At 65.7% G+C, this 22253-nt stretch carries 17 protein-coding genes; 7 read left to right on the top strand and 10 right to left on the bottom strand.

The window, feature by feature from the left end:
• Positions 1 to 12: 12 nt before the first annotated feature.
• On the bottom strand, positions 13 to 300 hold the full coding sequence (groES, locus tag ABDW49_RS17695) for a co-chaperone GroES (protein WP_343613531.1): 288 nt from the start codon (positions 298 to 300) through the stop codon (positions 13 to 15).
• Between the two features lie 147 nt (positions 301 to 447).
• Positions 448 to 1821 (bottom strand): MATE family efflux transporter, encoded by a 1374-nt coding sequence (locus tag ABDW49_RS17690; protein ID WP_343613530.1) that lies wholly within the window; start codon positions 1819 to 1821, stop codon positions 448 to 450.
• Positions 1822 to 2113: 292 nt separating this feature from the next.
• Between ABDW49_RS17690 and ABDW49_RS17685 the strand changes: the two genes are divergently transcribed.
• The 4 genes from ABDW49_RS17685 (at position 2114) to ABDW49_RS17670 (ending at position 5591) form a co-directional block, all read left to right on the top strand.
• Positions 2114 to 2743: a DNA repair protein RecO C-terminal domain-containing protein gene (locus tag ABDW49_RS17685; RefSeq protein WP_343613528.1), complete on the top strand. Its 630-nt coding sequence runs from the start codon at positions 2114 to 2116 to the stop codon at positions 2741 to 2743.
• A gap of 16 nt (positions 2744 to 2759) precedes the next feature.
• Positions 2760 to 3818: a 3-isopropylmalate dehydrogenase gene (leuB, locus tag ABDW49_RS17680; protein ID WP_343613526.1), complete on the top strand. Its 1059-nt coding sequence runs from the start codon at positions 2760 to 2762 to the stop codon at positions 3816 to 3818.
• 108 nt (positions 3819 to 3926) lie between these two features.
• Positions 3927 to 5123 carry a glycosyltransferase family 2 protein gene (locus ABDW49_RS17675; RefSeq protein ID WP_343613524.1) on the top strand — a complete coding sequence of 399 codons (1197 nt, stop codon included), beginning with the start codon at positions 3927 to 3929 and terminating at the stop codon, positions 5121 to 5123.
• 144 nt (positions 5124 to 5267) lie between these two features.
• Positions 5268 to 5591 (top strand): hypothetical protein, encoded by a 324-nt coding sequence (locus ABDW49_RS17670; RefSeq protein WP_343613522.1) that lies wholly within the window; start codon positions 5268 to 5270, stop codon positions 5589 to 5591.
• 84 nt (positions 5592 to 5675) lie between these two features.
• Here the strand turns inward: ABDW49_RS17670 and ABDW49_RS17665 are convergent, their stop codons facing one another.
• A complete protein-coding gene (locus ABDW49_RS17665; protein WP_343613520.1) occupies positions 5676 to 6992 on the bottom strand; it encodes a hypothetical protein in 1317 nt (438 codons plus the stop codon).
• A 142-nt stretch (positions 6993 to 7134) separates the two neighbouring features.
• On the opposite strand from ABDW49_RS17665, the gene ABDW49_RS17660 reads away from it, so the two are divergent.
• On the top strand, positions 7135 to 8343 hold the full coding sequence (locus tag ABDW49_RS17660; RefSeq protein ID WP_343613519.1) for an aminotransferase class V-fold PLP-dependent enzyme: 1209 nt from the start codon (positions 7135 to 7137) through the stop codon (positions 8341 to 8343).
• A 261-nt stretch (positions 8344 to 8604) separates the two neighbouring features.
• Here ABDW49_RS17660 and ABDW49_RS17655 read toward each other — a convergent pair whose 3' ends face one another.
• The gene (locus tag ABDW49_RS17655) at positions 8605 to 9042 is read right to left on the bottom strand and encodes a DUF6628 family protein (RefSeq protein WP_343613518.1); all 438 of its coding nucleotides are present in this window, start codon (positions 9040 to 9042) and stop codon (positions 8605 to 8607) included.
• A 193-nt stretch (positions 9043 to 9235) separates the two neighbouring features.
• Here ABDW49_RS17655 and apaG point away from each other — a divergent pair, with 193 nt between their 5' ends.
• Positions 9236 to 9637, top strand: a complete 402-nt coding sequence (gene apaG, locus ABDW49_RS17650; RefSeq protein ID WP_343613516.1) for a Co2+/Mg2+ efflux protein ApaG — start codon at positions 9236 to 9238, stop codon at positions 9635 to 9637.
• A gap of 47 nt (positions 9638 to 9684) precedes the next feature.
• Positions 9685 to 10473, top strand: coding sequence for a LysR family transcriptional regulator (locus tag ABDW49_RS17645; protein WP_343613514.1), 789 nt, complete (start codon positions 9685 to 9687; stop codon positions 10471 to 10473).
• Positions 10474 to 10488: 15 nt separating this feature from the next.
• Here the strand turns inward: ABDW49_RS17645 and ABDW49_RS17640 are convergent, their stop codons facing one another.
• The 6 genes from ABDW49_RS17640 to ABDW49_RS17615 all read right to left on the bottom strand — a co-directional run bounded on the left by ABDW49_RS17640 (position 10489) and on the right by ABDW49_RS17615 (position 22135).
• Positions 10489 to 11337 carry a hypothetical protein gene (locus ABDW49_RS17640; RefSeq protein ID WP_343613512.1) on the bottom strand — a complete coding sequence of 283 codons (849 nt, stop codon included), beginning with the start codon at positions 11335 to 11337 and terminating at the stop codon, positions 10489 to 10491.
• 480 nt (positions 11338 to 11817) lie between these two features.
• The gene (locus ABDW49_RS17635) at positions 11818 to 13233 is read right to left on the bottom strand and encodes an efflux transporter outer membrane subunit (RefSeq protein ID WP_343613510.1); all 1416 of its coding nucleotides are present in this window, start codon (positions 13231 to 13233) and stop codon (positions 11818 to 11820) included.
• A gap of 13 nt (positions 13234 to 13246) precedes the next feature.
• Positions 13247 to 16480 (bottom strand): efflux RND transporter permease subunit, encoded by a 3234-nt coding sequence (locus ABDW49_RS17630; RefSeq protein WP_343613508.1) that lies wholly within the window; start codon positions 16478 to 16480, stop codon positions 13247 to 13249.
• Complete coding sequence (locus ABDW49_RS17625) at positions 16480 to 19677, bottom strand: efflux RND transporter permease subunit (RefSeq protein ID WP_343613506.1); 3198 nt, start codon at positions 19675 to 19677, stop codon at positions 16480 to 16482. Before ABDW49_RS17625 ends, ABDW49_RS17630 begins: the two co-directional genes overlap by 1 nt.
• A 100-nt stretch (positions 19678 to 19777) precedes the next feature.
• Positions 19778 to 21151, bottom strand: a complete 1374-nt coding sequence (locus tag ABDW49_RS17620) for an efflux RND transporter periplasmic adaptor subunit (protein WP_343613504.1) — start codon at positions 21149 to 21151, stop codon at positions 19778 to 19780.
• A gap of 201 nt (positions 21152 to 21352) precedes the next feature.
• Positions 21353 to 22135 carry a 3-hydroxybutyrate dehydrogenase gene (locus ABDW49_RS17615; protein WP_343613502.1) on the bottom strand — a complete coding sequence of 261 codons (783 nt, stop codon included), beginning with the start codon at positions 22133 to 22135 and terminating at the stop codon, positions 21353 to 21355.
• Positions 22136 to 22253 lie beyond the last annotated feature (118 nt).

Raw genomic sequence — 22253 nt, 5'->3', positions numbered from 1 at the left:
GGGAGGCTGAAATCAGCCGATCACGCCCAGAATGTCGCTTTCCTTCATGATCAGCAGGTCTTCGCCCGCGACCTTGATCTCGGTGCCCGACCACTTGCCGAACAGCACGCGGTCGCCAGCCTTGACGTCCAGCGGGGTGATCGTGCCGTTTTCGGCGCGAGCGCCCGAACCGACCGAAACCACGATACCCTCGGCGGGCTTTTCCTTGGCGCTGTCGGGGATGATGATGCCGCCGGCGGTCTTCTCTTCGGCTTCAACGCGACGGACCAGCACACGGTCGTGCAGGGGACGGAAGGACATGAGATACCTCTCTCAAGTGAATGAACTCAGTTTGGCACTCCCGCATGGAGAGTGCCAATGCGCGGGATATGGGTCCCGGCTTGGAGGCCGTCAAGGGCGGGCACTGCAATTTTTAGGCGGCCCGAAACAAAGGCAGGGCCAAATGCTTCAGCGCTCGGCGGTCAACCGCAACGTCTCGCGGCGACTCCAGCGGATCAGCAGCAGCGTGGCCACCACCGCCAGCCCGATGGCAAGGCCGATCCACACACCCATGCCGCGCAAAGGCGTGAAAAAGCCCAATACCACCGCCGCACCGAAGCCCGGCAGCCAATAGCCCAGCAGCGCGATCGTCATCGGCCAGCGCGTGTCCTGCAAACCGCGCAAGGCGCCCTGAGCCACCGCCTGCGCGGCATCGACAAGCTGAAACGCCGCCGCCACCGACAGGTACCGCACCGCCAGCGCCACCATGGCGGCATTGGCTATGTCTTTGGTATCGACATAGGCTGACAGAATGGTGACAGGCATACCCAGCATCGCGCCCGAACTGATGCAGGCAATGCCCAGCCCGACCGCGATGGCGGCCCAGCCCGCGCGGCCCATCGCCGCCACATCGCGCGCGCCATAGTGATAGCCCACGCGGATCGTTGCGGCCTGACCCAGCCCCATCGGAAGCTGGAAGGTGAAAGCCGCCACCTGCAGCGCCACGGCATGGGCGGCCAGCTCCAGCTCACCGATGCGACCCATCAGGAAGGCTGCGCCGCCGAACAGACCGGCCTCGGCCAGCACGGTCGAGAAGATCGGCAGGCCCAGCTTGAGGATCTCCAGCAGGCGCGTGGTCTCGCTGCGCCACCAATGGCCCAGAATGCGATAGCGGCGCAGGCGGCGGTCGCTCAGGATCACCAGCGCATAGGCCAGCAGCGTGGCGCAGGCGGTGATCACACTGGCGATGCCCGAGCCGCTCAGCCCCAGCGCCGGAGCGCCCCAATGGCCAAAGACCAGCGCGTAATTGCCCGCCGCATTGACCCCGATGGCCAGCCCCGTGATCGCCGTGGCAAACACCGGGCGCCCCAGCGTGGAGACAAAGGTCCGCAGCACATTGGCCGCAATCAGAGGGATCATCGCCCATTGCAGGATATGCATGAAGGCCCCGGCCTGCGTCGCCAGATGCGGGCTTTGCCCCGTCAGGCGGAAGAAGGCGGTGCTGGCCGAGCAGATGCCCATGCCGATCAAGCCGCAAGCCACCGCCAGCCACAGCGCCATCCGCACCGAGCGGCGGATCTCGCGCACAGCATGGCGCTTGCGGCCCAGCTCGGCGGCCATGATCGGGGCGACGGCGCCCGTCAGGCCGGAAAAGCTCCATGCCAGCAGGCCGAACAGGCTGACGGCCAGGGATGAGGTGGCAAGCTGGCTCTGCCCCAGACGGGCGACGAAGATCACGTCGATGGCATACACCGCCATCTGCAAAACATTGGCCGCCGCCAAGGGCAGGGCCAGTTTCAGCGTTTCGCGCAGTTCGGTCCGGAAAGGAGAGGCGGTGGTCATTGGTGGGGGCGATAGGCGGGGAAAGGGGAAAAGGGTAGGAAGAAAAGAAATAATGCGAGGGCCATCGCCCTCGCGCTCCCGTTAATGTCTACGTTGCGCATCGGGTTCGGAGTTGCGCCCAGTTTGCCGCGCCGCAGGCAGGGAATCATATGCCTGCGGCGCCTCAGGTGGTGCAGGTGGAGAGCCGGGGCGTATCATCGCGGCGCCACTGGCCTTGCGTCGGAAGACGTCATGGGAGCGCGAGGGGGTAACCCCCTCGCTTCTTATCTTTTCCTCCCCTAAGCCTGAAACCATGCAAATCCGCACTCCCGCCATTCTCTGCTCCGCCCGCCCGCATGGCGAGATCGGCGTGATCGCAAGACTGATGACGCCGAGACACGGCCTGACCGCGGCTTATGTCTCGGGCGGTCGGGGCAGGGCGCTGCGCCCGGTGCTGATCCCCGGCAACGGGCTCGATTGCGAGCTGCGAGCCCGCATCGAAGGCCAGATGCCGGGCGCGAGGATCGAACTGACCCACAGCCGCGCCCCGTTTCTGGCCGAGCCTCTACCTGCCGCCGCCATCGGCTGGGTCTGCGTGCTGACCGCCAGCGCCTTGCCCGAACGACAGCCCTATCCGGCGCTCTATGACGCGCTGGATGCTTTGCTCGATGCCATTTGCTCAGCCCCATCGGCGCGGGGGTGGGCGCCGGGGCTGATCGCCTATGAGGCGCTGGTGCTGCGCGAGATGGGCTATGGGGCGCGGTTCGGCGCCGGCATCGACGGGCAGCGGCTGCTGGCGGGCGGCGCGGCATGGAGCGCGGTGATCGACGGTTTCGACCGGATCGGCGAGGCGCTGGCGCGCTATGTGCTTGCCGATCATCGCCACGATGTTATGGGGGCGCGCGAAAGACTGCGTGAGCGGTTGAGCAAGATTGATACGTGAAAAGGATGGTCCCGCTATGAAGATTGCGGTTTTCGCCGGTGACGGCATCGGTCCCGAGGTCACTCACGAGGCGCTGCGCGTGCTTGAGGCGCTGGCGCTGCCGGGCATCGAGCTTGAGTTCGGCGATGTGGGCGGTGTGGCCTATCGCAATCAGGGCCATCCGCTGCCCGAGACCACGCTGGAGATCGCGCGCCGCGCGGACGGCATTCTCTTCGGCGCGGTGGGCGATTTTTCCTGCGATCATCTGGAGCGCGCGCTGCGTCCCGAGCAGGCCATTCTGGGCCTGCGCAAGGAACTGACTTTGTTCGCCAATCTGCGTCCGGCCACGCTGTTCGCGGGCATGGAGGGCTTTTCGGCGCTCCGCCCCGAAGTGGCGCGCGAGATCGACCTGCTGATCGTGCGCGAGCTGAATGGCGACGTCTATTTCGGCGACAAGGGCACCCGCAAGCTTGAGGATGGCCGCCGTCAGGGCTGGGACATGATGTCCTATGCCGAGGATGAAGTGCGCCGCATCGCTCACACCGCCTTCCGCGCGGCACAGGGCCGCAAGAAGAAGCTGTGCAGCGTGGACAAGGCCAATGTGCTGGAAACCAGCCAGCTGTGGCGCGACGTGGTGATCGAGGTTTCGGCCGAATACCCCGATGTCGAGCTGACCCATATGTATGTCGACAATGCCGCGATGCAGTTGGTGAAGAGCCCCGGCCAGTTCGACGTGGTGGTCACCGGCAATCTGTTCGGCGATATCCTGTCGGATCAGGCCAGCATGTGCGTGGGTTCGATCGGCTTGCTGGCCTCGGCCTCGCTGGGCGAGCGCCAGACTCAGTATGGCACGCTGGGCATGTATGAGCCGATCCACGGCAGCGCGCCCGACATCGCCGGCCAGAACAAGGCCAATCCGATGGCGACGATCCTGTCGCTGGCCATGCTGCTGCGCCACTCGCTGGGTCTGGCTGACGCAGCCGACCGGGTCGAGGCTGCGGTGGCCAAAACGCTGGCCGATGGCATTCGCGGTGGCGATCTGGGCGGCACAGCTTCGACCTCGGAGATCGGTGACGCGGTTCTGGCCCGCCTTTAAAGACTGCGGGCCTCAACCAGACGGGGACAAATTGGCCGAGAGTGGGACGTTTCGATCAGGGCAGTTGACGTCCCACCCCTCGATCAGGCACAGGCCAATCCCTATATTATGACCGAAACCGATCCTTCCTCGCCTCAGGCCACCCTTGATGGCGTCCCTCACGGTGCGGGGCGTCTGCGCCTCGCCGTCGTTCTGCCCACGCTGAACGAGCGAAAGAACCTGCGCAAGCTGGTCGCGCGCCTCGATGAGGCGCTGGGCGATATCGGCTGGGAAGCGATCTTCGTCGATGACAACAGCCCCGACGGCACCGCCGACGAGGCGCGCGCCATCAATCAGGAAGATCCGCGCATCCGCGTGATCCAGCGCATCGGGCGGCGCGGTCTGGCCAGCGCCGCGATCGAGGGCATGTGCTCCACCGCAGCGCCGGTGGTGGCGGTGATGGATGCCGACCATCAGCACGATCCCAAGCTGCTGCCCCAGATGCTGGCCGCCATCGAAAGCGGCGACTATGACGTCGCCTATGCCAGCCGCTTTGCCGAGGGCGCCAGCACCGAGGAATGGGGCCGTCCGGACCGCGTGAAAGCCTCGGGCGTTGCCAATGCCATCGCCCGCAAGGTGACCGGCGTGGATCTGAGCGACCCGATGAGCGGCTATTTCATGCTGCGCGCTGAAACGCTGCGCGCCGACGCTGACAATCTTTCGGGCGTGGGCTTCAAGATCCTGCTCGACATCCTTGCCACTGTCGACACACCCTTGCGCGTCAAGGAATTTCCTCTCAACTTCGCGGCTCGCGCAGAGGGCGAAAGCAAACTGGATCGCACCGTCGTGTTCGAATTCCTTGTCGGCCTTTATGACAAGTGGCTGGGCCACATCATCCCCACCCGCTTCGCGCTGTTCGGCACGGTTGGCGCGCTGGGCGTGCCGGTGCAGTTTGCCATGCTGTGGTTCGTCCTGCGCGTGGTGTTGGGGGAAAGGTTTGTTTACGGGCATTGGTCGGGCGGCGAGATCCGCTTTACCATCGCCAACACCATTGCCGCGCTGACGGCGATGACGTTCAACTTCGTGCTGAACAACGAGCTGACCTATGCCGACAAGCGCTTGCGCGGCGTCTTGCCGCTGCTGCGTGGCTGGGCGAAGTTCGCCCTGGCCTGCTCCTTCGGCATTCTGACCAACATCGGCAGCGCCGAGGCGCTCAAGCGCATGCATATCAACGATGTGATCGCCGTGCTGGTGGGCATCGTGCTGGCGTCGGTGTGGAACTTCGCGCTCAGCTCGAAGTTCGTCTGGGGTAAGTACGGCAACTGATCTGTTGCCTCTTTGGGCCCCGTTCAAGCTGAACGTGGCCTAACAGCGCCCATCACCCTGCGTTCAAGCACATTCCGGCATACACGCCCTGACAGGTGAATGACTCGCCTGACAGAGGAGACTCCTGACCAGGGAGGTATGCCGATGCATCGCTCACGAAGCATCATGGCGCTTGCCGTCCTTGCAAGTTTGGCCGGTGGCGCCGCCACGGCCGGAATGAAAGGCCAGGACAGGCGCCCCGTTGCCCCGGTCGAGCGTGACTCGCAGGTGGCGCAGACGCGCCCCTGGGTGCTCTACCCGGACCGTGAGGACCGCGCCCGTTTCCGCGCCTATGAGGCCCGCATGATGCGTGCCGAGCGCGCGACGCGCGATGAGGATATGCGCCCGAATACCCCCCCGGCGCGCATGGCGGAAAGCATGCCGCGCGATGTGCCATCACGCGATCAAACCCGCGATCCGGACCGCTGAGGTGGTTCGACGGGCGGGTTTGTGGGGGCCTGTGCCGGTCCTGCGTTGAGGGGAGGCTCTCGCGGGGCCGGTGCAGCGCTGCTTTCAGCGCCAGCTATCCAGCCACATCCAGTGCTGGAAGCTCATTGCATCCTTCAGCGGCTGCGCGGTCAGGATCGGCCAGAACCACAGGCAGGTGCCCACCGCCAGCACCAGCGCCCCGATCGCGGCCAGGCGCCCGTCACGCCCCGACCGCCACAGCCCGTCCAGCATCAGCGCCAGCGCCGCCACCAGAAAGGTGCCCGGCAGCAGATAGTGGTAATAGAACTGTACCGGCTTGTCGGCCACCAGCCATAGCCCCAGCGTCGCCCCATAGCCCGCCACCGCCAGCAAGGGCGCCGTCCGCCCCGCCGCATCGCGCCGGGCCATGCCCGCATAGGCGCACCACACCAGCGCGGGCAGCCCGGCCAGCATGGTGAAGGGATTGCCGATCAGCATAATGCCGCGCTGGGCGCCATCGACCTTTTCGTAAAGATACCAGATCGCCCGCTGGTCGATCACCCATTGCCACCACACCGACTGATAGGGGTGATGCTTGACGATGCCCGACTGCAGATGCGCCATCGCGATGTGCCAGTCGATCAGCCCGAAGACCGGCACCGCGCCCTTGTCCAGCAGCATCCCCGGCACCCAGGTCATGATGTAGGTCAGCAGCGGCAGCACAACCAGCCAGCCCACCAGCTCGCGCGTCGGCACGCCGGGGGTGGGGGCGACCATCGTGCCCCCGGTCCAGTTGCGCACGCTGGCCAGCAGCCGTGTGGCGATCAGCAGCCCGATGATCAGCGCGGCCAGCGGCAGCACGCTCCATTTCGCGCCCAGCGACAGGCCCAGCGCCATCCCCGCCACCCCCAGCCGCCAGCGCCGCGCGATGGGCGGCACGGCGCGGGGCAGAGCGGTGGCCGCCGCCAGCATCCACAACGAGAGCATCGCCATGCCCGCCATCACCATATCAAGCATGGCGATGCGGCTCTGGATCAGCCATGCGAAATCGCTGCCCAGCAGGATCATGCCCGCAATGGCGGCAAAGCGCTGGCCGCTGGCCCACCACATCATCCGCCCGAAAGCGAAGAGCCCCAAAACGCCCATACAGGCACTGGGCAGGCGCCAGGCAAAAGGCGTGTCGCCAAAGCGGGCGATCGACCAGGCCATCAGCGTCTTGGCGAAAAGCGGATGCTCGGGGTTGGCCAGAGTGCCTTCCAGCATGGCCCTTGCCGCGGCCACATAATGCACCTCGTCGAAATAGATCTTCGAAGGGGTGCCCAGATGCCAGAACACCAACACGGCAAACAGCCCGGCGAGGCCCACTTGCCACCACAAAGGGTCGCGCGTGATGACCGGGGCAGGGATCGGCAGTCGCGTCATATTCCCTAGGCATATGGTTGACGCCGCGTGCTGTCCATCCGGTCCATCGCCCTGACACACCGGCTGAACGTACCCTTATGATCTTTTACACTATTCCCGGCCGCCCTTGCAGAGGCAGGCGCGCGGGCTTAAAGCGCGGGCCATGAAGCACAAGACTGGACAGGACCGCTCGCAGACCTCCACCTGGCGTCAGGCCACCCGCGCCGTGCGTGGCGGCACCTGGCGCAGCGAGATGGGCGAAACCAGCGAGGCGCTCTTCGTCAACTCGGGCTATTGCTACGAGGATGCCGAGACCCCCGCCGCGCGCTTTGCCGGGCAGGAACCGGGCATGACCTATGCCCGCACCCAGAACCCCACGGTGATGATGCTGGAAGAGCGCATTGCCCTGATGGAGGGCAGCGAAACCTGCCGCGTGCAGGCCAGCGGCATGTCCGCCATGAGCAGCGTGCTGCTCTCGCGCCTGTCGGCGGGTGATCACCTCGTGATGGGCCGCGCCGCCTTTGGCCCCACCTTGTGGATCACCCAGAATCTGCTGCCCCGCTTCGGCATCGAGACCACGCTGGTCGATGGCCGCGACCTCGACGCGTGGAAGGACGCGATCCGTCCCAATACGCGGCTGTTCTTCTTCGAGACCCCCGCCAACCCGACGATGGATATCATCGATATCCGCGCCGTCAGCGATCTGGCGCATGAGCATGGTATCGAGGTGGCGGTGGACAATGCCTTTGCCTCCAGCGCGCTGCAGCGCCCGATGGATTTCGGCGCCGATGTGGTCGCCTATTCCGCGACCAAGCTGATGGACGGGCAGGGCCGCGTGCTGGCCGGTGCCGTTTGCGCCAGCCATGAGTGGATCAACAAATATCTGCTGCCCTATCAGCGCAACACCGGACCGATCCTGTCGCCCTTCAACGCCTGGGTGGTGCTGAAGGGGCTGGAAACGCTGGATCTTCGCGCTAATGCTCAGGCGCAATCGGCGCTGACCGTGGCCAAGGCGCTGGAGAAGCGCGTGCCCCGTCTGCTCCACCCCGGCCTGCCCAGCCATCCGCAGCACGATCTGGTCAAGCAGCAGATGAAGCTGGCTGGATCGGTGTTCTCCTTCGAGATCGACGGCGGACGCGAGCAGGCCATGGGTGTGCTGAACGCGCTGAAGCTGATCGATATCTCGAACAACATCGGTGACGCCAAGACTTTGATGACTCATCCCGCCTCGACCACCCACTCCAGCATCTCGCCCGAGATCCGCGCGGCGATGGGCGTGAGCGAGGGGCTGCTGCGGATCAGCGTCGGGCTGGAAGATGTGCAGGATCTGATCGAGGATCTGGATCAGGCTCTGGATTCGGTTGGGTTGTAAGAAGGAAAAGGTGAATGCGAGGGTGTTACACCCTCGCGCTCCCATGACTGTCTGCGTGGCGCATAGGGTTCGGCCAAAGAGCAAGGTCGCAGCGCCGCAGGCTTTAAACGATGGAAAAGGCGTCGTGGCTTAACTGCCTGCGGCGCCTTTTCGTTGCGCAGGTGGAGAGGCGATGCGCAACGATGCGGTGCCACTGCCCATGCGTCGGAAGACGGAATGGGAGCGCGAGGGGGTAACCCCCTCGCATCTTTCTTCCCGTTCTTAATCCAGCACCACCGGCCTTCCACACTCCGAAAGCGACACGGACAAAGCCTGCGCCGTCGTCACCAGCGCCCCCGGCACATCCTGCCCGGTCAGATGCGTCAGATGGCTCGCCGCCACATCCGGGCGCGCGGCGGCATGCGCGATGGCGGCCATCATCGATCCCTCCTGCAGTGTCATGCGCGGCAGACAGCAGGGGGCGATGCGGATATCGCCCGATGCGGCGGCGGATGTTTCCATCAGAAAGGCGCGCAACAGCACCAGAGGCTTGCGGAAGTGGATGCCGAAGGCCTGCACCATCAGCATCGCGGCCGAGGCATCGTAGAGCCCGTGGACGGCCATGCGCCGGGCGGCGATCAGCAGCATGCGGGTGGTCTGGTCGCTGGGGGCGGGGTGGGGCAGCATGTGGGTCATGCTGTTGGGTTCGTTGATGTCCATGGGTGCTTGGCTCCACTGGCGAAAGGCCTCATCAGGGATATCAAGCTAAAGCTATTAAGAATGAATCGCAATAACTCTTTTGCGTCGATCCATGCCGCCTGTGCCCCTTTTCGTCGCAAGCCACGGGACAATGGGGATAAGATTGGTGCCAAGCTGGTTGTTTGCGGCATCAGATCGGGCTAACAATGGTGCCATGAAAGAGCTTTTCCAGCATGCAGCGACCACCGATGGGGTCACCGTGCGAGTCGCGGTGAATTTCCTTCCGGAACAGTCGCGTATTGAGGCTGGGAAGTGGTTCTGGGTCTATCACATCCGCATCGAGAACGACTCGGAGTATACGCTGCAACTGCTGACCCGCCACTGGCGGATCACCGATGGGCGCGGCTCGGTCAGCTTTGTCGATGGTGAGGGCGTGGTGGGCGAAACCCCCGTGCTGTCGCCGGGGCAGAGCCATGATTACGTCTCGGGCTGTCCGTTGGCCACACCGAACGGCAGCATGGAGGGTTACTACATCTTCCGCCATCAGCATGATGAGGAAGAAATGCGCGTGGCGATCCCGCATTTCCCGCTCGCGGCGCCTGCTACTGCGGGGTAAAGCCACAGTTGCTTGACGCGCGGGGCCTGTCGGTTCAACCACAGGTCATGAAGCGTACTCACCTGCCCCTCAATGCCCTGCGCGTGTTCGATGCGGCCGCGCGCCATCTCTCCTTCACCCGCGCGGCGGACGAATTGGCGGTGACCCCGGCGGCGGTCGGCCAGCAGATTCGCGCGCTGGAGGATCTGCTGGGCGTGGTGCTGTTCCGTCGCACCGCCAAGGGGCTGGAGCTGACCGACGAGGCGCAGGCGGGTCTTGAGCCGCTGCGCGCGGGCTTCCTGCAGTTCGAGGATGCGGTGCAGGCGATGCAGGCGGGTCAGTCGGCGCATGTCTACACGATTGCCGCGCCGCGCGATTTCTTCGCCGCCTGGCTGGCGCCGCGTCTGGCCGCCTTCCGCGCCGCCAATCCCGAGGTGCGGGTGATGCTGGTCGATGGCGATTCGACCGATTTCACCGAAGCCAATCTCGATCTGGCGGTCCGTTTGGCCGAGGGGCCGGGCGATCTGGAAGGCGTGGTGCTGGGCGAGGCCAAGGTGGTGGCGGTCGGTTCGGGCGAATGGATCGCCTGGCCGGGTGACCCCAATCCCAGCGGTGAAGCTGGCGAGGAACCGCTGCTCCACGTCGGCGATGCCGGTCAGGCGATCGCGGCGGCGGCGGCGGGGATGGGGCGCGCGCGCGTGCCCCAGACTTTGGCGCAGGGCTGGCACGATCTGGGCCGTATCGCCGATCTGGGCGAGGCCGAAGTGTCGCGCCGGGCCTATTGGCTGGTGGCGCCTCTGCCGCAGTGGCGACAGAAGAAGGTCAAGGCGCTGGTCGCCCATCTGACCGGCGCCTGAGGTTTTGACGCGGGTTTAGCCCGGCACCTGATCCATCATGCGCTGATCCATCGTGTGGGCTGGTGCGGTCTGTGTCCGCATCATGTCGCCCAGTTGCATGCGCAGCCGGCGATTTTCCGCGCGCAATTGAGTCAGCTCGGTCGCCTCGCGCATGGTCGCGGGGGAGGGCGTGCGCGGCCGTGTCTTCTTGACCATAAAGCCCGAGGCCAGCAGTTGCCCGGCGCTGCGCAGCCACTGCCCCATCGCGCCCCACAGCCCCTCCGAGGGCTTCGCGGGTGCCAGATGGCGCGGCAGGGGCTTGCTGGGATCTCTGGTATCAGGGCGCGTGGTGACCGGTTTCGGCGCGGCCAGAGGTTCGGCATGCCGGGGCAGCGGCAGGGCGGGGGAGATCGTGTCACCGGCCTCGGTATGGAGATAGGGGGCGGCAGGCTCGGCTTGCGTGTCGGCGACTGCCGCTTCCGCGGGCTCAGCCGTGACGATCACCGAATAATCGATGGGTTGCGGCTGGCTGGCCCTGATGTCCTCCATATCGTCGTTGGCGACCTCCAGCAGCGGCGGGCCGTTCCATCCCATGCTGAAGCTGACAGACAGAGCCGTGCCCAAAGCCGATGTCGGGCGGATGACCGCGCTGAGGATTTTGGGAGGTTGGCCCGGTCGCGGCGGAGGGCTATCGACCCGCGCGGCAGGGGCAGGTCTGGCCTTGACCCGCGAGATCTTGGCCTGCCGCATCTCCGGCGCGAGAAACTGTCCGCGCAGTGACAAGGGCGGTACTTCGGGCGCGAGGGCTTTGCCCGCCAGCGGCGCACGGGCGCCGAATTGCGCAGGCGTGGGGGCGGCATGACCGTTGCCACTTTGGCCCAGCACGGGCGCCTTGGCGTCAGATGCGCCGCGCTTGCGTCCGGATCTTTGCTTGCGGGATGGATGGCGGTTTTTCGTACCCTGACTGCGGCTGGACATCGGGTTCATCTCCCCAAGATGGCACCTGTCTGCTGGAATCGCGTAAATGCTCTCGATGCTTCGCTGATCAAATGAGGCCCCGCGCAACAACCACGCAGCGGGCGGTCAAGCTTGCAACACTCGGGCCACCGGATGCGTTTCCGGGCCAATCCGGCGGCAACTGTCCCTTTTACCAAGGGTCTTGTGCGATCCCCGGACCGGCCCTCATGCCGGTCTGAGGATCACAGGGTCGATGCGTCTGTTATGGTAAATGGCACAGGAAACCCTGCCTTGCGAAGCGGCATCGATTCGGGATCGGAGAGAGTTGCGGAGGATTGAGACCCTCCAGCCGCTTGCGAAAGCGGGATCGCCACCATTTCGGTGAGAAATCCCGCCTTCCCAGGGCTTTTACCAGTGGCCGCCCACCGACTGGATCAGCGCGATGGCCGTGTTCTGGCGGTTCACCGTGTTCTGGATCTGGTTGACCCGCGCGCTGTAGGCGGTGGCCTGAGCGCTGGTCACCGTGGTGTAATCCACCGTCCCGGACAGATATTGGTTGCGGGTGATCGCCTCGGCCTTGCCGGCCGCTTCGGCAGCGGACTCATACTGGCCCTGCTGCTCGGCATAGGCGTTCTTGGCGGCCAGATTGTTCTCCACCCCCTGGAAGGCGGTCAGCACCGTCTGGCGATAGGTGGCGACGGTCGCGTCATAGGCGGCGCGCGCGCCCTTCACCTTGGCCGCGCGTGCGCCGAAATCGAGCAGCGTCAGCGCCGCCGAAGCCCCCGTCGACCACAGCGATGAGGCGGCGGTGAACAGGTTGGACAGTTCGGTGCCGCTGGTCTGGGCCTGACCCGTCAGCGTGATGGTCGGGAAGAAGGCGGCCTTCTGGATGCCGATGTTGGCATTGGCCGCGGCCACCGCGCGCTCGGCCGAGGCGATGGTGGGCAGGCGCTGCAGAATGTCACCGGGCAGGGCCGAGGGCACTTCGGGCACGGTCGGCGCCCAGGGCGCGCGGGCCAGCTTGAAGGAGGAGGGATTCTCGCCGATCAGCACGGCGATGGCGTTTTCATAGGTGGCGCGCTGGCGGTCCAGATCGCGGCGGTTGGCCTGCGCATTGTTCAGCGTGGTCTGCGCCGTATAGACATCGGCATTGCTGACCGTGCCCGAAGCGTATTTGTTTTTGGTAATCGTCAGCGCGCGTTCGTAGCCCTTGATCGTGTCATCGAGCAGCGCGATCTGCGCGTCGAGCCCGCGCAGGCTCATGTAATTGGTGGCCAGATCGCCTTGCGCCGACAGGGTGGCATTGGCCAGATTGGCCTCGCTGGCCTGCGCCTGAGCCTTGGACTGCTTCACCGTATTGCCGACCTGACCCCACAGATCGGGCGTCCATGTGCCGGAAACGGCGGCGCTGTAGCTGGAGGAAACACGCACGGCGGTGGTGGCCCCGCTGGTCACATTGCCGCCCGTGCCACCCGCGAAGGAGCCGCTGCGCGTGGTGCTGGCGCTGCTGCTGATGCTGGGGAACAGCGAGGCGCGGTTCTGCTGCACCAGCGCGCGGGCCTGCTCCCACGCGGCGCGGTAATAGACCACGTTCTGGTTGGTGATCGCCACCTTCTCCACCAGCCCGTCGAGCACGGGGTCGTGGAACAGCTTCCACCACTGGCCCTTGGCGACATCGTCGGCGGGGGTGGCGACCTGCCAGCCCGGCTCGGCCTTGAAGGTCTGGGCCTGCGGCGTGGTGGGCACATGATAGGTCGGCGCCATCGAGCAGCCGGTCACGCCCAGCAGGCTGATGGAGGCGAGGATGAGAGACGCATGCTTCATGGCATCAGGGCTTTCAGGCAGAACCGGGGACCGGGGTGGTATCATGCGGCGCGGAGTTTTCGCCGTGGCGCGACAGCAGCGTTTCATAGGGGCTGCGGCGGCGCCAGCGGTTGAGCGCGAGATAGACGACCGGCGTGGTGAACAGCGTCAGCAACTGGCTGGCCACCAGACCGCCGACGATGGCGATGCCCAGCGGGCGGCGCAGCTCCGCGCCGTCGCCAAAGCCGATGGCCAGCGGCACGGCGCCAAGGGCGGCGGCCATGGTCGTCATCATGATCGGGCGGAAGCGCAGCAGGCAGGCCTCGCGGATCGCGTCATAGGGGGCAAGGCCGCGCGAACGCTCGGCATCCAGCGCGAAGTCGATGATCAGGATCGCGTTCTTCTTCACGATGCCGATCAGCAGGATCACGCCGATCAGCGCGATCAGGTCGAACTGCTGCCCGGCCACGATCAGCGAGATCACCGCGCCCACCCCCGCCGAGGGCAGGGTGGAGAGCACCGTCAGCGGATGGATCGCGCTTTCATACAGAATGCCCAGCACGACATAGATCGTGAAGATCGCGGCCACGATCAGCAGCGGGGTCGAGGCGGTCGATTGCTGGAACACTTTGGCCGTGCCGCCGAAATCGCCATGCACCGTGGCGGGCAGATGCAGGCTGGCCTGCGTGTCCGAAATGGTCTGGGCGGCCTGACCCAGGCTGATGCCCGGCGGCAGGTTGAAGCTGATGGTGGCCGAAGGCTCGCCATCGGTATGGCTGACCGAGGCATTGGTGCTGGTCGAGCTGATGCTCGCCACGGCGGACAGGGGCAGCATGGTGCTGACCTTGGTGCTGATCGCCGAACCGACAGCGGCATTGGCCCCCAGCGAGGTGTTGGTGCTGATGATGTTGGTCGAGAGGCTCGCGCCGCCCGGCAGGTAGATGTATTTCAGCGCCTCGGGGTTGCCGTTGAAGTTGGGGCTGGCCTCCATCACCACGTGATACTGGTTCAGGCCCTGATAGATCGAGGCGACCTGCCGCTGGCCGAAGGCGTCGTAGAGCACATTGTCGATGGTGTTCATCGGCACGCCCAGACGCGCGGCGGCGGCACGGTCCACCGTGACATAGGCGCTGGCGCCGCCATCCTGCTGGTCGATGTCGACATCGGTCAGCGTGGTGCCCTGCTTTTTCAGCGCATTGACCAGCTTGGCCCCGGCATCGGCGAGCAGCGCCGGATTGTCGGCATGCAGCACATACTGGTAGGAGCCGGTGGTCTGCCGCCCGCCCACGCCCAGATCCTGCACCGGATTGAGGAACAGGCTGACGCCGCGCACGCGGGCCAGCTTGGGCCGCATGCGCTGGATCACCTCATCGGCGGGGGGGCGCTCGCCGCGCGGTTTCAGCGTGGCGAAGAGGAAACCACCGCCCGCGCGGCTGCCGCCGCTGAAGGCCACCACCGTATCGATGGCGGGGTCGGCGCGCACGATCTTCACGATCTGGGTCAGCTTGTCCTTCATGGCGGTGAAGCTGATCGACTGGTCGGCCCGGATGCCGCCGTTGAGCGCGCCGGTGTCCTGCTGCGGGAAGAAGCCCTTGGGCGCCACGCCGATCAGAAAGCCGTTGAGGATCACCGCGCCCAGCAGGCTGAGCAGCACCGGGCCGCGATGATGCAGCGCCCAGTCCAGCCCCTTGCCATAGCGGCCCTGCAGCCAGTCGAAGAAGCGGCGGGTGGCGCGGAAGACGGCATTGTCCTCCGGATTGCCGTCCTCGGGATGGTGGTGCACCAGCAGGCGCGAGGCCAGCATCGGCGTCACCGTCAGCGAGGCGATAAGGCTGATCCCCACCGCCGCCGTCATGGTGAGCGAAAACTCGCGGAACAGGCGGCCCACCAGTCCGGGCATGAAGATCAGCGGCACAAAGACCGCCACCAGGCTGACCGAGATCGACAGCACGGTGAAACCCACCTCGCGCGCGCCCTTGAGCGCGGCCTGGAAGGGCTTCATGCCATCCTCGACATGGCGGGCGATGTTCTCGACCACCACGATGGCATCGTCGACCACGAAGCCGGTGGCCACGGTCAGTGCCATCAGCGACAGATTGTCGAGCAGAAAGCCGGAGAGATACATCACCCCCAGCGTGCCCAGCAGCGAGACGATCACCGCGCTGGCGGGGATCAGCGTGGCGCGCCAGCTCTGCAGGAACAGGCTGACCACGATCACCACCAGCAGGGTGGAGACCAGCAGGGTGATTTCCACCTCATGCAGCGAGGCGCGGATGGTGATGGTGCGGTCCATCGCCATCGACAACTTGATGTCGGCGGGCAACTGGGCCTGCAGCGGTGCGATCTGCTCTTTCAGCGCATCGACCGTTTCCACGATGTTGGCGCCCGGCTGGCGGGTGATGATGATCGAGACCGACTTCTGCCCGTTGAACAGGCCCATGGTGCGGGTGTCTTCGGGCCCGTCCTGCACGCTGGCGACATCGGAGAGGCGGATCGGCGCGCCATTGTGCCAGCCCACGATCATCGGCGCGAAATCGACGGCCTTCACCGCGGCATGGCCTGCGTAGATCTGCCAGTTCTTGCCGCCATCCTTGATGTCGATCCCCTCGATTGCGCCGCGCGGGCGGTTGGCGCTGGAGGATTGCAGCGCGGTGCGCACATCCTCCAGGCTGACGCCCGACTGGGTGAGCAGGGTGGGGTCGATCTCGATGCGCACGGCGGGCAGGGCGCCGCCGCCCAGCTCGACATTGCCCACGCCCTGCACCTGCAGCAGCTTCTGCTGCACGATGTTCGACACCGCGTCATAGATTTCATGCGGGGCGCGGGTCTTGCTGGTCAGCGCCAGAATCATGATCGGCGCGTCGGCGGGGTTGGCCTTGCGATAGGTGGGGTTGGTTTTCAGCGTGCTGGGCAGATCGGCACGGCTGGCGTTGATCGCCGCCTGCACGTCACGCGCCGCGCCATCGATGTCACGCGCGAGGTCGAACTGCAGCACCACCTGCGCCGAGCCCAGCGAGGAGCGCGAGGTCATTTCCGTCACGCCCGCGATGGTGCCCAGATGGCGTTCGAGCGGGCTGGCCACGGTGCTGGCCATGGTGGCGGGGCTGGCGCCGGGCAGGCTGGCCTGCACCATCACGGTGGGAATATCGACCTGCGGCAGCGGCGCCACCGGCAGGTGGAAAAAGGCCGCGATGCCCGCCAGCGCCACCCCGATCGTCAGCAGCAGCGTGCCGACCGGGCGCCGGATGAAGGGGGTGGAGATCGACATCAGAGACCCGTCGAGCCGGGGTTGGCGGCGCCGAGCGTGTTGGCCTGGTGCTGCGCCCGCAGCGCGCGGCGCTCACGCCAATGCTCGAAGCCCAGGAAGATCACCGGGGTGGTGAAGAGCGTGAGCACCTGGCTCAGGATCAGACCGCCCGCGATGGCCATGCCCAGCGGCTGGCGCAGCTCATAGCCCATGCCCGTGCCGAAGATCAGCGGGATGGCGGCGAACAGCGCGGCAAAGGTTGTCATCATGATCGGGCGGAAGCGCAGATGCGCGGCCTTGCGGATCGCCTTGTCGGCGGACAGGCCTTCATCCTCCATGGCGGCGACGGCGAAGTCGATCATCATGATGGCGTTCTTCTTCACGATGCCGATCAGCAACACGATGCCGATGATGCCGATCACGCCCAGCCCATAGCCCGAGAGCAACAGCGCGATCAGCGCGCCGATGCCCGCCGAGGGCAGGGTGGAGAGGATCGTCACGGGATGGATGAAGCTTTCATACAGCACGCCCAGCACGATATAGACCACCACGATGGCGGCGGCGACCAGCACGCCCTCATTCGACAGCGCCTGTTGGAAGGCCGAGGCCGAGCCCGAGAAATCGGTGGTGACCGAAGCGGGTAGGCCGATCTTCTTTTCCACCCGCTCGATCTGCGCCACGGCATGGCCCAGCGAGACGCCCGGTGCCAGATCGAAGCCGATCGTCGCCTGCGGGAACTGGCTTTCGCGCGCCAGCACCAGCGGGGCTTCGCTCTCATGCACGCTGGCCACGGTGCCCAGCGGCACCTGCGTTCCGCTGCTGAGCGGAATGTAGAGCTGCTCCAGCCCCGAGGGGTCGGAGATCATCTGCGGCGTGCCCTGCAGGATCACGCGGTTCTGGCTCGACTGGGTGTAGATGGTCGAGATGATGCGCTGGCCGAAAGCATCGTAGAGCGCATTGTCGATGGTCAGCGCGGTCACGCCCAGACGGGCGGCGGCATCGCGGTTGATGTCCACCACCACCGAGCGGCCGCGCGCCAGCACCTGCGCGTTCACATCGCGCAGCGCCGGTTCGTTCTGCAGCGCGCCGGCCAGCTTGTTGCCCCATTCATTGACCGCATTCTGGTCCGCGCCCTTGAGCGCGAAACGATAGGGGGTGAGGCCGGTCTCGGTGTCGATGGTCAGATCCTGCACCGGCTGGAGATAGAGTTTCACGCCGGGCACCTGCGCGGCGCGCTCCTGCAGGTTTTCGATCACCTTGGCGAGGCGGGGGCGCTGCGACAGATCCTTGAGGTTGATCAGCATGCGGCCCTGGCTCAGCATCGGATTGATGCCGTCCACGCCCACCGAGGAGCTGAGGCTTTCCACCGCAGGGTCCTTCAGCAGCGCATCGGCCACCTCGTTCTGCAACCGGCTCATGCGGGCAAAGCCGGTGTCATTGGCCGCGATGATCGTGGCGGAAAGCTGCCCGGTGTCCTGCGTGGGGAACAGGTTCTTGGGGATCACCACGAAAAGCAGGGCGGTGACGGCCAGCGATCCGGCAAAGACCAGCAAGGTCTGCTTCGGGCGTTCCATCACCCAGTCGAGCGCGCTGGCATAGCGATGGGCCAGCCGGTCGAAAGCATGCATGCTCTTGTCGACGATGGCGAAGCGGCGCTCCTCATGCTCGGGCTTGAGCCAGCGCGCGGCCAGCATCGGCACCAGCGTCAGCGCCACCACGGCGGAGAGCACGATGGTGACCGCAAGACTGACCGCGAATTCGCGGAACAGGCGCCCCACCACATCGCCCATGAACAGCAGCGGGATCAGCACCGCCACCAGCGACACGGTCAGGCTGATGATGGTGAAGCCGATCTCGCTGGCGCCCTTTAGCGCGGCGTTGAAGGGCTTCATGCCATCCTCGATATGGCGGGCGATGTTCTCGATCACCACGATGGCGTCATCGACCACGAAGCCCGAGGCAATGGTCAGCGCCATCAGGGTCAGGTTGTTGATCGAATAACCCAGCGCCCACATGGCGGCAAAGGCGCCCACAAGGCTGAGCGGCACCGACAGCCCCGCGATCAGCGTGGCGCGCGCCGAGCCCAGGAACATGAAGATCACCAGCACCACCAGCACCACGGCCAGCACCAGCTCGAACTGCACATCCTCCACGCTGGCGCGGATGCCGCTGGTGCGGTCGGTCAGCAGCGTGACCTTCACGTCGGCGGGGAGCTGCTTTTCCAGACCGGGCAGGTCGGCCTTGATGCTGTCCACCGTCTGGATGACATTGGCGCCCGGCTGGCGCTGCACGTCGATGATGACGGCGGGGGTGCGGTTCATCCAGCTTGCGGTGCGCACGTTTTCGGTGCTGCTTTCCACCTTGGCGACATCGGAGAGCACCACCGGCGTGCCCGAAGTGGTCCAGGACACGATCAGCTTGGCGTATTCGTCGGCGCTGGCGAGCTGGTCGTTGGCGTCGATGGTCCAGCTCTTGGTGGGGCCGTCGAAGGTGCCCTTGGCCTGATTGGCGTTGGCGTTGCTGATCGCGGTGCGCAAAGTCTCAAGGCTGATGCCATGCGCGCCCAGCGCCGTCACATTGGCGGTGATGCGCACGGCGGGCCGCTGCCCGCCCGAAATGCTGACCAGACCCACGCCGCTTTCCTGCGCGATCTTGTTCGAGAACTGGCGCTCGACAATGCCCTCGACCTCGCCCAGCGGGCGGGTTTTTGAGGTGACGCCGATCGAGATCACCGGCGCGTCGGCGGGGTTGACCTTGGCATAGACCGGCGGGGCGGGCAGATCGCTGGGCAGCAGCGAATTGGCCGCATTGATTGCCGCCTGAACTTCCTGCTCGGCCACGTCGAGATTGAGGTTGAGGCCGAACTGCAGCGTGATCACGCTGGCCCCCGCCGAGGAGTTCGACGTCATGCGCGTCAGCCCCGGCATCTGGCCGAACTGGCGCTCCAGCGGGCTGGTGACGGTCAGCGCCATCACATCCGGGCTGGCGCCGGGATAGAGCGTGCGCACCTGAATCGTGGGATAATCGACCTGAGGCAGCGCCGAGAGCGGCAACTGCTTCCAGGCGATCAGACCGGCCAGCATCAGCGCCAGCATCAGCAGCGTGGTGGCCACCGGACGCAGGATGAAGGGGCGCGACGGACCGCCGCCCTCGATCACATCCTCTACAGGCGGGAGGTTGGGTCCATCAGGCGAGGTATGGTCAGATGCGGTCGACATGATGGCTCCGGTCAGAACGGGTCCAGAGGGCGCTGTGAGGCGTGAGGCAGCAGGGCAGGGCGATCAGGCCCGGCGCCGGGGAGGACACAGGCGGGACGCCTTACGCCCCACCCTGATTGCCGCCGCCACCCTGGCCATTGCGGTGGTGACCCTTGTGCGTGCCAGCCTGATCGCCGGCCTGCCCATTCTGGCCGGCCTGACCACCCTGGCCACCATGGTTCTTGCCGCCGCCGACGCGGACGCTCGATCCATCATCCAGCCCGTCGGCGCCTTCGCTCACCACCTGCTGGCCCTTGGTCAGGCCCTGCAGAATGGCGACATGCGTGCCATCCGAAGGCCCGGTCTTGACCACCACCAGCTTGACCTTGCTCGAAGGCCCGGCGGGCTCACCCGACTTGCCGTCGGCACTCTTGGTGTCAGCCGAGCTGTCCGGCGTCTTGCTCGAATCCTTGTCGTCGCCCGGCACCACCACGAAGACGAAATCGCCCGGCGCACCATGGCGCAGCGCGCTGACCGGCACCGTGGGCACCTGCTTCAGGGTCGTGACCAGCATCGCCACATTGACGAACTGGTTGGGGAACAGCTTGCCGCCATTGGCGCCGGGGTTGGCAAAGCGCGCCTTGGCCTTCACCGTGCCGCTGGTGGTGTCGATCTGATTGTCGAAGGTGGAGAAGGTGCCCTTCGCCAGCTCGGTCACACCATCCTGATCCAGCGCCGTGACGGGCAGGCCCGCGCCGCTGCCCGCCGCCTTGTTGATGTCGGCAAGCTGGGCCTGCGCCACGGTGAAGGTGATGTCGATGGGATCGGTGCGGGTGATGGTGGCGATGCCATTGGTGTCGGCGGCGGTGACATAGGTGCCGACGCTGACCGCCTTCAGACCGATGCGGCCCGTGAAGGGCGCCTTGACCGCGGTGTATTGCAGATTGAGCTGCGCCGTGCCGATCGCGGCCTTGTCCGCCGCGACGGCGGCCTGCGCCTGACCCACGGTGGCGCGCTGCGTATCGAGCGTCTGGCGCGCGACTGAGTCCTGCGCGGCCAGCGTCTCATAGCGCTTGAGGTCGAGCAGGGCGGCGCCCAAAGTCGCCTGATCCTTGGCCAGCGTCGCCTGCGCCGAGGCCAGCGCCAGGCGATAGGGGCGCGGATCGACCTGAGCGATCACCTGACCCTGCTTGACGATCTGCCCTTCGGTGAAGAGGATCGAGAAAATCGTGCCCGAAAGCTGGGCATGGATCACCGAGCTGTCGATCGGCGTCACCGTGCCGATGGCCTTGACCAGCACCGGCATGTCGGTCGCCTCGACCGGCGCGGTGGCGACGGCGGCTGCCGGGCGGCCATGGCGCGCATTCTTCTTGGCACCGGCCCCCGCGAAATAGCTGCCCGCCCAGGCGACAGCCCCCACACCGACAGCGACCAGCAGATAGGCCACCCAGCGGGGGCGGCGGCGCGGTGCGTAGTCGTCGTGCTCGATGGTCAAGGGTCTTCTCCTGGCGGGTCTTATGGTGCTTGATCGGCAGAACAGGGGGGAGCAAACATTCGGGCCGATTAGCAGCGTTGCGCTTTGGCGTGGCCTTGTATCAGGCTCAAGGCACAAATTGCCGTTATTTGTATCATTGCGTATTAGGCGGGTGGGGCAAATGCCCCACCCGCCCGCATGTTTTCAGCCTTTTTCCAAAGCTTACTCAGTGAACCAGCCATGGCTGACCACCAGCGACTGGCCGGTCAGCGCATTGGTCGGGAAACCGGCGAAGAACAGCGCCGTCTCGGCGACGTCTTCCACGGTGGTGAATTCGCCATCCACCGTCTCGCCCAGCATCACCTTCTTGACGACCTCGTCCTCGCTGATGCCCAGTTCCTTGGCCTGCTCGGGGATCTGCTTGTCCACCAGCGGGGTGCGCACGAAGCCGGGGCAGATCACATTGGCGCGCACGCCCTTGGTGCCGCCTTCCTTGGCGATGGTGCGGGCCAGACCCAGCAGGCCATGCTTGGCGGTGACGTAAGCCGACTTGAGCGGGCTGGCGACCTTGGAATGGACCGAGCCCATGAAGATGATCGCGCCCGACTTCTGCTTGTACATATGCGGCAGCACGGCCTGTGTGGTCAGGAAGGCGCCGTCCAGATGGATGGCCAGCATCTTCTTCCAGTCGCTGAAGGCATAGTTCTCGATGGGGTTGACGATCTGGATGCCCGCGTTCGACACCAGCACGTCCACCGTGCCCCAGGTCTCGACCACCTTGGCGACACCGGCGTTGACGGCCTCCTCATTGGTGACGTCCATGGCGATGCCGATCGCCTCGCCGGGGCCCTGAGCGGTCAGCTCGGCGGCGGCCTTGCTGGCGGCCTCGATGTTCAGGTCGGCGATGGCGACTTTCGCGCCATTGGTGACGTAAAGCTTGGCAATGGCGAGGCCGATGCCGCTGGCCGCGCCGGTAACGATGCAGATCTTGCCATGGATGCTCATCGAATGTTCTCCGCAGTTTGGGAGGTGGGGGGAGATCTTGATCCTAGGCTGGCTTTTCGGGCTTGGGAAGCGGGGTGATTTAAGAGGAATTTTAGGTTCACAAGAATTTAGGTTCGGA

Source organism: Novosphingobium sp., assembly GCF_039595395.1.
In the GTDB taxonomy this organism is placed as follows: domain Bacteria; phylum Pseudomonadota; class Alphaproteobacteria; order Sphingomonadales; family Sphingomonadaceae; genus Novosphingobium.
Note: the sequence above shows the minus strand (reverse complement) of the source record. Positions and strands in the feature narration are given on the sequence as shown.

Coding starts and splice junctions, on each gene's coding strand:
- ABDW49_RS17655 (WP_343613518.1), bottom strand. CDS start 9,042: ATGGACATCAACGAACCCAACAGCATGACCCACATGCTGCCCCACCCC.
- groES (WP_343613531.1), bottom strand. CDS start 300: ATGTCCTTCCGTCCCCTGCACGACCGTGTGCTGGTCCGTCGCGTTGAA.
- ABDW49_RS17630 (WP_343613508.1), bottom strand. CDS start 16,480: ATGTCGATCTCCACCCCCTTCATCCGGCGCCCGGTCGGCACGCTGCTG.
- ABDW49_RS17670 (WP_343613522.1), top strand. CDS start 5,268: ATGCATCGCTCACGAAGCATCATGGCGCTTGCCGTCCTTGCAAGTTTG.
- ABDW49_RS17675 (WP_343613524.1), top strand. CDS start 3,927: ATGACCGAAACCGATCCTTCCTCGCCTCAGGCCACCCTTGATGGCGTC.
- ABDW49_RS17645 (WP_343613514.1), top strand. CDS start 9,685: ATGAAGCGTACTCACCTGCCCCTCAATGCCCTGCGCGTGTTCGATGCG.
- ABDW49_RS17660 (WP_343613519.1), top strand. CDS start 7,135: ATGAAGCACAAGACTGGACAGGACCGCTCGCAGACCTCCACCTGGCGT.
- apaG (WP_343613516.1), top strand. CDS start 9,236: ATGAAAGAGCTTTTCCAGCATGCAGCGACCACCGATGGGGTCACCGTG.
- ABDW49_RS17625 (WP_343613506.1), bottom strand. CDS start 19,677: ATGTCGACCGCATCTGACCATACCTCGCCTGATGGACCCAACCTCCCG.
- ABDW49_RS17635 (WP_343613510.1), bottom strand. CDS start 13,233: ATGAAGCATGCGTCTCTCATCCTCGCCTCCATCAGCCTGCTGGGCGTG.
- ABDW49_RS17615 (WP_343613502.1), bottom strand. CDS start 22,135: ATGAGCATCCATGGCAAGATCTGCATCGTTACCGGCGCGGCCAGCGGC.
- ABDW49_RS17690 (WP_343613530.1), bottom strand. CDS start 1,821: ATGACCACCGCCTCTCCTTTCCGGACCGAACTGCGCGAAACGCTGAAA.
- ABDW49_RS17685 (WP_343613528.1), top strand. CDS start 2,114: ATGCAAATCCGCACTCCCGCCATTCTCTGCTCCGCCCGCCCGCATGGC.
- ABDW49_RS17665 (WP_343613520.1), bottom strand. CDS start 6,992: ATGACGCGACTGCCGATCCCTGCCCCGGTCATCACGCGCGACCCTTTG.
- leuB (WP_343613526.1), top strand. CDS start 2,760: ATGAAGATTGCGGTTTTCGCCGGTGACGGCATCGGTCCCGAGGTCACT.